Source organism: Caldisericaceae bacterium (assembly GCA_036574215.1).
Lineage (GTDB): Bacteria > Caldisericota > Caldisericia > Caldisericales > Caldisericaceae > Caldisericum.
This window is the reverse complement of the sequence record JAINCR010000005.1, coordinates 1-11988: the sequence shown is the minus strand read 5'-3', so window position 1 is coordinate 11988 and position 11988 is coordinate 1. Positions and strand designations below refer to the sequence as shown.

General features: G+C 33.9%; 12 protein-coding genes. 7 read left to right on the top strand and 5 right to left on the bottom strand.

The window, feature by feature from the left end; genetic code table 11:
• From K6343_00245 to K6343_00235, 3 genes are all read left to right on the top strand, one after another.
• On the top strand, window positions 1-980 hold a 980-nt coding region (locus K6343_00245; protein ID MEF3244404.1), incomplete at its 5' end, for an HlyD family efflux transporter periplasmic adaptor subunit.
• A gap of 3 nt (window positions 981-983) precedes the next feature.
• Window positions 984-1703, top strand: coding sequence for an ABC transporter ATP-binding protein (locus tag K6343_00240; protein ID MEF3244403.1), 720 nt, complete (start codon window positions 984-986; stop codon window positions 1701-1703).
• Complete coding sequence (locus K6343_00235; GenBank protein MEF3244402.1) at window positions 1700-2899, top strand: ABC transporter permease; 1200 nt, start codon at window positions 1700-1702, stop codon at window positions 2897-2899. Before K6343_00240 ends, K6343_00235 begins: the two co-directional genes overlap by 4 nt.
• A 405-nt stretch (window positions 2900-3304) precedes the next feature.
• On the opposite strand, the gene K6343_00230 is transcribed toward K6343_00235, so the two are convergent.
• The 3 genes from K6343_00230 to K6343_00220 all read right to left on the bottom strand — a co-directional run bounded on the left by K6343_00230 (window position 3305) and on the right by K6343_00220 (window position 6154).
• Window positions 3305-4111, bottom strand: coding sequence for a ZIP family metal transporter (locus K6343_00230; GenBank protein ID MEF3244401.1), 807 nt, complete (start codon window positions 4109-4111; stop codon window positions 3305-3307).
• A gap of 351 nt (window positions 4112-4462) precedes the next feature.
• Window positions 4463-5578, bottom strand: a complete 1116-nt coding sequence (locus tag K6343_00225; protein ID MEF3244400.1) for a glycosyltransferase family 2 protein — start codon at window positions 5576-5578, stop codon at window positions 4463-4465.
• Window positions 5579-6154 carry a glycerol-3-phosphate acyltransferase gene (locus K6343_00220; protein MEF3244399.1) on the bottom strand — a complete coding sequence of 192 codons (576 nt, stop codon included), beginning with the start codon at window positions 6152-6154 and terminating at the stop codon, window positions 5579-5581.
• A gap of 303 nt (window positions 6155-6457) precedes the next feature.
• On the opposite strand from K6343_00220, the gene K6343_00215 reads away from it, so the two are divergent.
• A complete protein-coding gene (locus K6343_00215; protein MEF3244398.1) occupies window positions 6458-8263 on the top strand; it encodes an aldehyde ferredoxin oxidoreductase family protein in 1806 nt (601 codons plus the stop codon).
• A 62-nt stretch (window positions 8264-8325) separates the two neighbouring features.
• Entirely contained in the window at window positions 8326-9423 is a 1098-nt protein-coding gene (locus K6343_00210) for a tungsten cofactor oxidoreductase radical SAM maturase (GenBank protein MEF3244397.1), read from the top strand.
• 2 nt (window positions 9424-9425) lie between these two features.
• Here the strand turns inward: K6343_00210 and K6343_00205 are convergent, their stop codons facing one another.
• Window positions 9426-9701, bottom strand: a complete 276-nt coding sequence (locus tag K6343_00205) for a MoaD/ThiS family protein (GenBank protein MEF3244396.1) — start codon at window positions 9699-9701, stop codon at window positions 9426-9428.
• Window positions 9702-9834: 133 nt separating this feature from the next.
• Window positions 9835-10110 (bottom strand): HU family DNA-binding protein, encoded by a 276-nt coding sequence (locus K6343_00200; protein MEF3244395.1) that lies wholly within the window; start codon window positions 10108-10110, stop codon window positions 9835-9837.
• A gap of 673 nt (window positions 10111-10783) precedes the next feature.
• On the opposite strand from K6343_00200, the gene K6343_00195 reads away from it, so the two are divergent.
• Together K6343_00195 and K6343_00190 are read left to right on the top strand one after the other, a co-directional pair.
• Window positions 10784-11299 (top strand): biotin transporter BioY, encoded by a 516-nt coding sequence (locus K6343_00195; protein MEF3244394.1) that lies wholly within the window; start codon window positions 10784-10786, stop codon window positions 11297-11299.
• 226 nt (window positions 11300-11525) lie between these two features.
• Entirely contained in the window at window positions 11526-11675 is a 150-nt protein-coding gene (locus K6343_00190) for a hypothetical protein (protein MEF3244393.1), read from the top strand.
• Window positions 11676-11988: the final 313 nt, after the last annotated feature.

The following is an 11988-nucleotide window of genomic DNA, read 5'->3' as shown; positions in this document are numbered from 1 at the left end:
ATAAAATTCTTGAGATTGATTCAACGCAGGCAACCCTTTCTTATGATAGCGCAAATACTTCATATGAATCCGCAAAGATTTCTTACGAATTGACACTTAAATCCAAAAAAGATCTTGAAAATAGTGTCATTCAAGCAGAAAATAATTTAAAATCCGCTAACGCCGCTCTTGAAGTTGCAAAGGAAAACTACAACCAAGTTAAAAAAAACCCAATCGCAACTGAATTACGAAAGAAGCAGGCAGAACAACAATTAACCCAAGCGGAAACATCTGTCTTGAATACAAAGATTGCTTTAGAGAATGCAAAAAGACAGTTAGATAACTTTAGTTTAAAGTTAAAACAAACACAAATCCAACTCGACTTAGCATTAAAGCAATTAAACCAAGCAAAGAACAATCTAAATGATTATGTAGTTAAATCACCCATTACAGGCGTTGTTTTAAGTTTGAATGCAAAAGAAAATTCGTTAATCCAAGTAGGTATGCCCATTGCCCTTATAGGTAATCCAAGAGCACTTATAGTAACTTCATATGCAGATGAGATTGATGTCCCAAAATTGAAAGTTGGTCAGAGTGTAAATGTTACTTTTGATACAATAAATAATTTGACCCTTACCGGGCGTATTTCTTTTATTGGATTTACAAAAGTAAACATCCAGGGAGGAAGTGCATACGTAGTAAAAGTAAAAATAGATAAAGATAACCCACAAATTCGAAGTGGAATGAGTGCAAATGTATCTATTATAGTAGCCTCCAAAACGCATGTGCTTGCTATCCCAATTTCTTCCATAACTACTCTTTCAGATGGAAGGACTTTTGTTGACAAAGTTGTTAACAATAAAATTAAAAGAGTTGAAGTAAAAATTGGTCTCTATGGAAATACTTATGCAGAGGTTTTAAGCGGTCTTAATGAAGGTGATAAGATACTCCTTGTGCCAGAACAAAATACTTACAACACTACATTTAATATTGAGGAATAGTTTATGAAATCTTTAATTAAAGCAGTGGATATTACAAAAAATTATAAACTTGGTGAGGTGACAATACCAGCCTTAAGAGGTGTATCTCTTGAAGTTAACGAAGGAGAGCTTGTTTCAATTATAGGACCATCTGGCTCTGGAAAATCAACATTGATGCATATTTTAGGATGCCTTGATTCACCAAGTGAAGGTAAGTATTTTTTAGATGGAGAGGATGTATCAAAACTATCCGACAGTGAACTTGCCTATATTAGAAACAAAAAAGTTGGCTTTGTATTTCAGACTTTTAATTTACTTCCCCATCTTACTGTGCTTGAAAATGTGCTTTTACCTGTGCAATACGGAAACGGAAACGACATAAGGAAGGCAAAAGATAAAGCAATTGAACTACTTGAGAAATTTGGTATCGTTCATAGGTTAAGAAATAGACCTACTCAACTATCTGGCGGAGAAATGCAAAGAGTTGCAATTGCAAGGGCTCTTATAAATAACCCACGTATTCTTTTTGCAGATGAACCTACAGGTAACCTTGACACGAAAACAGGACTTGAGATTTTAAAAATCTTTAAACAACTCCATAAAGAAGGTGTAACAGAAATAATCGTAACACACGACTTAAATATTACGAAGTTTACGGAGAGAATTATAAAAATTAGAGATGGGCTCATTGAGGAAGAAGAAGTTAACAAGACTGTTTATGATTTTGAGGAGGAAGGTATATGAAAGTTTTCAGAATAATGTTGATGGCGTTTGATTCACTCCGTTTAAACAGAATGAGGACTTTTCTATCAACTTTGGGTATTGTAGTTGGTGTTGCATCTTTAATCCTTATTACCTCATTCGGATACGGAGCACAAAAGAAAATTCTTGCAAGTATTAATAAGATTGGCTCAGATGAAATCATCATAACACCAGGAAAATTTACAGATATAAGAAGAGCTTTTTCTTCCATTGGAAGTAATATTACAAAGCCGTTAACCTATGAAGACATGGTTTTTCTTAAAAATCAAATCCAAGGAACACTTGCTACCCCTTCATTAACTACAGCAAGGACCACTGTTAAAGTTGAAGGAAACGAAATAAGTGTAAATGTTAATGGAGTAAGTGAGGACTTTTTAAAGGTTTTAGGCTACGATTTAAAGTTCGGAAGAAGTTTCTCTAAAACAGACATTAATGCTTATTCAAACTACGCGATCTTAGGTTCAAAAATCGCAGAAGATTTGTTCGGCGATGAGATACCTTTAGGGAAGAGCATTAAACTATTTAATACAAAGTTTTATGTGATAGGAGTCCTTACAGAACAAGGTGCTACAATGTTTGGAAGTATTGATAGAAATATCTTCATTCCTATCACGAAACTCATTGCAATTACAAGCACTAATTCGCTTCAAGCAATCTATCTAAAACCACCAAGCGGTATAAGTAAAGATGTTTTTATTGCTGTTGTAAAGACACTACTTATAGTAAGACATGGAATTGAAAATTTCACTATTGCCGATTTTGCTCAGTTTGCAAACCTTGCAAATACTGCAACTTCAATTCTTACCGTTGCTCTTGGAATAATAGGTTCAATAGCACTTATTGTTGGTGGAATTGGCATCATGAACATAATGCTTGCAACAGTAGCCGAGAGGACAAGAGAGATCGGTATTAGAAAAGCAATTGGAGCAAGTTCAAAGGATATTCTACTACAATTCTTATTCGAATCAGTTGTTATTACTTTTATTGGAGGAGGTATTGGCATATTACTCGGAATACTTGGCGCAAGGATTGGCAATTTTTTCTCTCCAACTGCTATAACCACAACATCTGTAGTTGTTGGCTTTTTAGTATCTATTTCTATTGGCATTTTCTTTGGGGTCTACCCTGCAATAAAAGCCTCGAAACTCAATCCAGTTGAAGCATTGCGTTATGAGTGATTAAATTTCCCTCTCCTTAGCTGTACTAAAGCAAAACCAAAGAAGAATTCCTCATTTTCCCCATAGTTATTCTGATGGCGTAAGAAGTGAAGAATCCAATCCACTTAGTCATTCCGAACAAGGTGAAGAGTCTCATCCGTTATTAGAGTGGGGTAAACCCCCTCGATACCCCCCAAAAAAAGGATGAGATCATTCACAAAAAAGCTCGGAATGACTGACTATACCGTCATTCTCACAAGCGAACACAGTGAGCGAGGAAGACTCTCCTCTTTTTATGTTTTTTTGTTATTCAGCGGAAGCCTCAAGGGAGTGTTATTCCTATCACAACAAAAACTTTTTAGAAGTTTTCCCTATTAAACCTTGCAAGATCACACGACAGACGAATTGACCTTACATAAGTATCTTTTACAGGGCAACGTCTAACAACATCATTACTGCAAAACCTAACAGCGCACCAACTGCAGAAAGATCAGTATCATTCCCTGTTTGAGATTCGGGTATGAGTTCTTCAACCACAACAAAAATCATTGCACCTGCTGCAAAAGAAAGTGCATACGGTAATATACGTGTAACAGTAAGTACTAAATACGCACCAATCACTCCGGCAATAGGCTCTACCACCCCAGATAGTTGACCATAGTTAAAAGCACGCCATCTCAAAAAACCTTCTCTTCGCAAGGGTATTGAAACTGCTGCTCCTTCTGGAAAATTTTGGATCCCTATACCAATTGCTAAAGCAATAGCGTTTATTAGTATTCCAATATCAGTAGTATTTGCTAACGCTCCAAAAGCAACACCAACGGCTAAACCTTCGGGTATATTATGAAGTGTAATTGCAAGAACTAAAAGTATGCTTCTTTGCCATGATGCTTTTATACCTTCTGCCTTATTGGTTGGTAATCCCATATGTAAATGAGGTATTACCTTATCAAAAATTAATAGAAATGCTCCACCTGATAAAAAGCCCACCAACGCGGGCACCCAAGGTAATGTGTTATTAATTTCCGCCATTTCAATTGCAGGTTTTAGTAACGACCAAAAACTTGCTGCAATCATAACTCCTGCTGCAAAACCAAGCATTGGGTTAAGGACCTTCTTGTTAATTGATTTAAAAAAGAAGACCATTGCTGAGCCTAAGGCTGTTAAAAGCCATGTAAATATTGTAGCAAACAATGCTAACAAAATAGGATTAAATTTTAATAATGCTTCCATATCTCACCTTTTAGTTAAAACCATTCAAAATAAACTTTTTATATTATAACCCATTTTATCGTTTTAAGATTACCACAAAAAACTCAAAGTTAACATAAACGAGTTTCTCTACAATAAAGTTTTTAAAGAATATAAACTCTTTTAAAAGGCTTAGTTGAACAAATAAATAAGAATAGCAATAATAAAAATAGTTATGTAAAGAAAAGACAAACCTATACTTACTATTGGAAGAAACCCAAGAGAAGCCCTTAGAATATTGAGTATATGCGCTACTTCATAAGTAAAATTAAAATTACAAGTAGCCAAATTATTGCTTTGATGTAGATATTGGCAAGAAGAATTTAAAAAAATCTATATTAGTCTTATTTTTCTTCTAAGAACTCTTCCTTTCCAAGAAGATTTACCTGCTACCGTTAAAAATATGGAAGCAAAGCCTATTATGGAATTAGTAAGGCATATCAACGGGTAGTAAAAGGGTGTTCTCCTTGAAAGCCTAAATTTTACTGAAGTTATAAACCAGATTAAAAACGTTGCCATAATTGAAAGAGTTGCAAAAATTTTCATTTGGGGATTATCAACAAATAATAACACATAAAAAGGAGCAAAAGTAATTATGAGCATCCATACCCAAACAAAAATAGAAGGAATTAGTCGCATACCAAATAGCGGAAAATAACTTTTAGATAACCCAAAAAAACTTTTTCTAAAATTTGTATACATTCTGCATGAAACCAATTGCGAAAGATTGAATATTTGAACTTTTAATCCATTTTTTCTTGCAATCTTAGCAAGCTCAAAATCCTCAACAACAGCACTTTTTACAGCTTGATGGCCGTTAACTTTCTTGTAAGATTCTATTCTGAACATCATGAACTGACCATTTGCAAACATAAAAAAATAAAAGTGCCTTGAAAGAAAACTTAGAAAAATTGGAAAAATTGATAAAATACTGAAATTTAGAAATGGCAAAGTAATTTTTTCTCCAAAGGTTATTGTTTCTTCTTTTGGGATACCAGATATAAAGTCAAGATTTCTATTTTGCATTTCACTAACCATTGTAGAGATTGCACTTTTATTAAGATAAGTATCCGAATCAACAAAAATGAGAATATCTCCCTTAGATTCAAGATAGAGTCTATGGCATGCCCAATTTTTACCTGTCCAACCTTCGGGGGGCTCTTCATTACCTTTTATGACTCTTAATCTTTCGTTATTCATCAATTCAAGTATTTGTGGAGTTCTATCAGAGGAATTATCATCTAATACAATTATTTCCATATTTTTATAATCCTGTAAAAATAAAGAATTTAAGCACTTTTCAATTGTTTCTTCTTCGTTTCTTACAGGCACAAGCACAGATACTTTTTTACCTTCATCTAATTTAACTTTCATTGGCTGTCTAATAATAATCGTGTTAATAATAGTATTTATTAGTTGGTATAGAATAAAAAGAAAAATACCTTCCATCTAAAAATTATCCCTATACTGCCCAAAGAGTAATAAAATCGAATTTATAACCGCAACACTTGTAAGCCTTAGATCGGAGTATTTAATACTTACAAAAACTACAAGCAGTATCGTTGAAATAACAACAATCATCTTGTCGGTTATCTTCTCTTTATAAAATTTTCTCAAGAATACGAAAAGAGTAAAAATTCCTCCTAAAAAAGTTGGCACTTCCCAGAGAGTGAGTGCCGACCATATTCCAAATGTTGTTGTAACACCTTTTCCTCCTTTAAATCTAAGAAAAGGAGTAAACATGTGTCCTAAAACTGGAGCAATTGCAATAAGAACTGACGGAATAAATGGAAGATTGTATTTACTAAAAATAAAACTAAGAGGTAAAACACCCTTAAGGTATTCAAAGAGAAGCGAAGGAAAACCTAATTTAAAGCCGACTGCTCTGAAACTGTTTGTTGGCCCTGGGTTTCTATCTTTTCCAAAATCCCTTATGTCTACTTTAAAAAAGATCTTACCAAGTAAGTAAGAAAAGGGGATTGAACCTATAAAAAAAGTAATTAAAAATAAAAAAACATACAACATTTTCTCTCCTAATTAGATTTCATACTTTAATGTAAATATTTTTCTATAACTATTTTAAATAATTTAGGAAAATTTCAAAATATTGATTTATTTTTTACGGAGCAATTCGGATACTTGACAAAAAAATTTTTTGCATATATAATTTCTTTAAATAAAGGGTTTCGACCTTATTCTTCCCACTGGGAAGTTTAAGGCGATAGGGTTTGCTGAGCAATCAACAAGCCTGCTGCTGCAAAGGAGCCCGGTAATAGGCTCCTATTTTTAATTAAGGGGCAAAAAATTAAACTCAAAGGAGGTAAAGCTATGCTTGGTGGTTACATGGGAAAAATCCTCAGAGTAAATCTTACTACGGGCAAAATCTCCGAGGAACCTATTAACGAAGAGATTGCAAGGAAGTTTATTGGTGCAAGAGGTTATGCTGCAAAAATTATTTTTGATGAAGTGCCTCCCGATGCTGATCCTCTTGGAAGTGAAAACAAACTCATTTTTGCAACTGGCCCACTTACCTTAACAACAGCCCCTACTGGAGGACGTTACGATGTTGTAACAAAAAGCCCATTAAATGGTGTAATTGCTGCATCAAATTCTGGTGGATTCTTTGGCCCTGAACTAAAAAAAGCTGGATACGATTTCTTAATTGTCGAAGGAAAATCCGATAAACCTGTGTATCTGTGGATAACAGATGATAAGGTAGAAATAAGAGATGCAACCCATCTTTGGGGACATGATACTCATTACACGACTGACACGATTCTCTCAGAATTAGGAGACAAAAACATTAAAGTTGCATGCATCGGTCCTGCAGGTGAGAATCTTGTAAAATTTGCCTGTGTTATTAACGATAAGGCAAGAGCAGCTGGTAGAACTGGTGTTGGTGCTGTAATGGGTTCAAAGATGCTTAAAGCTGTTGCAGCAAAGGGAAGTAAAAAAGTAGAGATAAAAAATCAAGAAGCTTTTAGAGAAGCTCTAAAGGTAGCTATGGATAAGATTAAAACAAACGGTGTAACATCTCAAGGACTTCCAACTTACGGCACAATGGTTTTGAATCACATCATCGATGAGCATGGACTTTATCCTACAAATAACTTTCAAAAAGGCACTTTTGAGAAAGTTGATAACGTCTCTGGTGAAAAATTAAAAGAGACATACCTTGTGCGTAATAAGGCCTGTTTTGCTTGCCCAATCGCCTGTGGAAGAGTTACTAAACTTCCAGATATGGAAGAGGAAATTGAAGGACCAGAGTATGAAACAAGTTGGGCTTTTAGTGCAGATTGTGGTATTGATGACCTTGTTGCCGTTATAAAAGCAAACGATGCTTGTAATAAATTAGGTCTTGATACTATATCAACAGGGACAACAATTGCCACTGCAATGGAGTTTTATGAAAAAGGATTTTTGAAAAAAGAAAACCTTGGCGATGCTATAGAGCCCAAATTTGGTAATACCGAAACTATACTTGTTTATCCAGAATTAATTGCCAAAAGAATTGGTATAGGTGATGAACTTGCAGAAGGTTCTTACAATTTTGCTTCTAAATACGGTCATCCTGAACTTTCAATGAGTGTAAAAAAGCAAGAATTACCTGCATATGATCCAAGAGGAGCCCAAGGACATGCACTTGAATATGCAACTGCAAACCGTGGTGGTTGCCACGTAAGAGGATATCTGATTTCACCAGAAATTTTGGGTATCCCAGAGAAACTTGACCCATTTGTAGTAGAAGGTAAAGGAACATGGGTAAAGATATTCCAAGATTTAACAGCAGTAATTGATTCAGAAGGATTGTGTCTATTTACTTCGTTTGCTCTTGGAGTAGAAGATTATACAAATCTACTTGCAGCAGCGACTGGCTTTGAATACACAGTTGAAGAAGTTATGAGAGCAGGAGAAAGAATATGGAATTTAGAAAAACTTTGGAATATAAAGATTGGTATGAGTAAAAAGGATGACTATCTACCACCAAGATTTATGAATGAGCCTCTTCCAGATGGCGGATCAAAAGGACAAATTGTTCATATTGAAGAGCTTCTAACTGATTACTATAAAGAAAGAGGTTGGAGTAACGAAGGAATACCTACAGAGGAAAAAGTTAAAGAGTTAGGACTATAAAAAATCTATTTTAATCTAAAAGGCCTGCTTTTTGCGGGCCTTTTTATAAAAGGAAAACGAAAATGAGCGAAGATAAACTTATATTCAAAAACTACGAAGTAGTCCTTAAAGACAACAGAAACTTACAAAAGGTTTATATAGAAATAACAAGCAAGTGTAATCTTAATTGCATTATGTGTTTTAGAAGATTTTGGAAAGATAAGGTCTTGGAAATGAGTTTTGATAACTATCTAAAAGTAATCAATGACCTAAAGGAATTTCCGAAACTTGAGACAGTGTATTTGGGTGGTATCGGAGAGCCATTAGTTCACTCAAAAATTTTAGATATCATTAAAGTAACTAAAGAAAAAGGTTTTAAAGTAGAATTTGGCACAAATGGCACACTGCTAAATAAATACGCAAGTCACTTGATAAAATTAGGTGTTGACAAAATTATCGTTTCTATAGATGCTCCAGATTCAAAAATATACGAAGATATAAGGGGCACTGATTTTAATAAAGTAGAAGATAACGTCATGTATCTACAAGAGTTAAAGAAGGAAATGAAAGCTTCTAATCCAAACGTTGAAATTGAAGTAGTAGCGATGAAAAGTAATATTGACCTCCTACCAAATATTTTACCTCTTGCAACAAAACTTGGAGTAACAACAGTTATTATATCAAATATCATGCCTTTTAATAGAAAACTATCAAATGAAATTTTATACGATGGGTCATTTGATTACGATACTTTTATAGACAAAATGAATAAAGACGTTGGAAAATATAGAGTTAAAATAATCTTCCCAAAGTTTACCCTTCTAACTGAAAGAAAATGCCAATTTATAGAACAAAATGCAATAGTCATAAGGTCTGATGGTGAAGTTGCTCCATGTTATCGATTACTGCACAGTTATACAGAATATGTTTATGGAAGGGAAAAACAAGTCAATGCATATTCTTTCGGGAACGCCTTCAAAGACAGTTTATACAACATTTGGAACTCATTATATTATAAAAGATTCAAGTATAAAGTTGAGAATTTCTTATTTCCTTCCTGCACAGATTGTCCTTTAAAAGACTCTTGTGATTTTACTCTTACTTCAGATGCGGATTGTTTTGGCAATACTCCATCTTGTGCAGACTGTCTTTGGGGAAGAGGAATTATACAATGCCCGTAAGATTAACCCCCGCCAACTGGTGGAAAGATTGATATTTTGTCTCTGTCTTTTAAGGTAGTGTCTTTACCATTAAGGAAATGGACGTTTCTTCCGTTCAAAAGGTAAATGTAATCTTCTTTTAGCTCCATATTTTCGTTAAGTATCTCGTTTTTAAGCTCAGGGTAATCTTTTACGATATTCCTTAAAACTTCTATGACAGTATTTCCTGAAGCTTCGATTGATTGTTTCTTTACTTTTTCGCTTAGCGTTGCAAATAACTTAACTATGACATTTGCCATTACCACACCTCTATTAGTATTATAATTAATTTTCTAAATAGTATGGCACTACTTTTTTTAAATTGAAAATTTTGTAAAAAGTTCTAAAGGGGGTGTTGCCCCCTTTTTTAAAAGATAAAAAAGTTTAGGAAAACTATTTCTGGACTGTTTCTTTAAGATCTTTTCCAACTTTAAAGTAGGGAACGTGTTTTGCAGGAATAGTGAGTTTCTTTCCTGTTCTTGGGTTAACACCGTTTCTTTTGGCTCTTTCTCTTACTCCCCAAGTGCCAAAGCCAATGAGTGCAACTTTGTCTCCCTTTTTGAGGGCCTCTTTAACAACTTCCACAAAAGCATCAACCATTGCTTCGGCATCTTTTTTCTTCATGCCGGTCTTCTCGGCGATTGCGGAAACGAGTTCTGGCTTATTCATACTTTTTCACCTCCTTTCCTAATAATTTAAGTATTTATGCTCACTATTTTAACGAAATAGCATAAATACTTGCTTAATTTTAATATATTACAATTTTACTTTATGTCAATAGTTTTTTAGGGTAATTTTGCACTTTTTTTATAAAATTTTTAAAGATTTTTTTAGAAAATTATAGGCAAAAACATCTATAGTAGTAGTATTTAATTAAACTGTTTGGTTATTACCTGTGTTATAGGTAATCCTAAAGAAAAAACTCTTAGTTTTATGTTCTTGTAGACTTTAAAATGAGTATGCAAGACTCCTCTATCTTGAGATCCTTTACGGAGTTTACACTGAGCAAAGAGAACGTGCTCAGGATGACTGCAAAGATCCATTCTGCACTCTTCTTCTTGACGAAGTCAAGTGTAGTGTTAGTAACCGAAGAATCTTTCATTTGAGAGGGTGAAAGTCCAACCCTCAATAATTCCCCCAAAGAATAATACCATTTGCAAAGGTGGCTCAGGGTGACTCCAAAACGTCAATTACCAATTCATTTTACTTTTTATTATGGTTAAAGAATATAACCAACAAATCTTATAAATGATTTGATAGTTGTAATTATAAAACAATTTACAAATTTTTTAGTTTAAATCATATGTTTTTAGATATAATAAATAAAAGAGGTGTGTTAAGAATGAAACTAAAAGATATAACATACACTGCTTTATTCATTTCTTTGACTATCGTTGGATCGTGGATATCCATCCCAATAGGACCTGTGCCTATTACACTACAACTATTGTTTGTTTTGCTATCTGGGTTAATCCTTGGAGCACGCCTTGGATTTCTAAGTCAAGTCGTATACCTAATTATTGGTGCAATAGGTTTACCTGTTTTTGCTAATTTTAAAGGAGGAATTGTTCATATATACGGTCCAACAGGAGGATACCTACTTGCCTTTCCTATAGCATCGTTAATTGTTGGTTGGATTAGTAAAAAGAAAAATGATTTTATAAATAATTTAATCGCCTCACTTGTTGGTATTATCATAATTTATCTTTTTGGCTTTCTTAGGTTAGGAATATTTCTAAAAGATTTTAAAAAGGCATTTTTTGTTGGAGTTGTTCCTTTCATAGCTATAGACTTAGCAAAAGCTTTTATTGCAGCTTTCACAGCAAAAAGAATATTAAAAGCAAGAACTGAACACTAAATTAATTTTTAAATCTTTATTCTCAAGGTGCAAACGTTAGAATATATAAATAAGTTTAGAAACATTTAATACTTATATTTATCTTTCTTTTTTAGTTATTCATCATTGCAAAGCAAAACCCTTATTTATCATTTGAACCCATAGTTATCGCATATAATATACAATGTTGTAATTACCGAGGAAACATATTCTTGTCTATACTTAGTCTGTATGGATATGGGGAGAAGTGAGTAAGTTTATCTTTGTCATTGGTTCATTGAAACCGTTCAGAATGTTAAACTCACTACTTCTCCCTCAATCTTTAGAAAAGAAAGATACATCTACTACACAGAATACAAAAAGAGATGAGCATGTATATATAATTACTGATTACTAAAGGACTAAAAAGAATTATGCAAAAATTTTAAAAATTCCTCTTAAAAGGTATTGACACAACACGGTACATTCTGAGGGCATAAGTCCTCTCCGTCATTCTGACGAGGCGACTTTTTGCCGAGGAAGAATCTCATCCGTTTATGCTTTTTGGGGGAGTCTTGAGGGGGTGCTTTTTACCCCCTCAAATATGAGATCCTTCGCTTAAGTTTACACTGAGCGAAGCGAACGTGCTCAGGATGACAAGGTGGGAGGGTCATTCTTCGCTCTTTTCCTTGTGTAAGCAAGTGCGAAACCGAAGAATCTTACCTTTTTAC

Excerpts from the sequence above, each read along its gene's own strand:
- K6343_00240 (MEF3244403.1), top strand. The coding sequence starts at position 984 with ATGAAATCTTTAATTAAAGCAGTGGATATTACAAAAAATTATAAACTT.
- K6343_00235 (MEF3244402.1), top strand. The coding sequence starts at position 1,700 with ATGAAAGTTTTCAGAATAATGTTGATGGCGTTTGATTCACTCCGTTTA.
- K6343_00230 (MEF3244401.1), bottom strand. The coding sequence starts at position 4,111 with ATGGAAGCATTATTAAAATTTAATCCTATTTTGTTAGCATTGTTTGCT.
- K6343_00225 (MEF3244400.1), bottom strand. The coding sequence starts at position 5,578 with ATGGAAGGTATTTTTCTTTTTATTCTATACCAACTAATAAATACTATT.
- K6343_00220 (MEF3244399.1), bottom strand. The coding sequence starts at position 6,154 with ATGTTGTATGTTTTTTTATTTTTAATTACTTTTTTTATAGGTTCAATC.
- K6343_00215 (MEF3244398.1), top strand. The coding sequence starts at position 6,458 with ATGCTTGGTGGTTACATGGGAAAAATCCTCAGAGTAAATCTTACTACG.
- K6343_00210 (MEF3244397.1), top strand. The coding sequence starts at position 8,326 with ATGAGCGAAGATAAACTTATATTCAAAAACTACGAAGTAGTCCTTAAA.
- K6343_00205 (MEF3244396.1), bottom strand. The coding sequence starts at position 9,701 with ATGGCAAATGTCATAGTTAAGTTATTTGCAACGCTAAGCGAAAAAGTA.
- K6343_00200 (MEF3244395.1), bottom strand. The coding sequence starts at position 10,110 with ATGAATAAGCCAGAACTCGTTTCCGCAATCGCCGAGAAGACCGGCATG.
- K6343_00195 (MEF3244394.1), top strand. The coding sequence starts at position 10,784 with ATGAAACTAAAAGATATAACATACACTGCTTTATTCATTTCTTTGACT.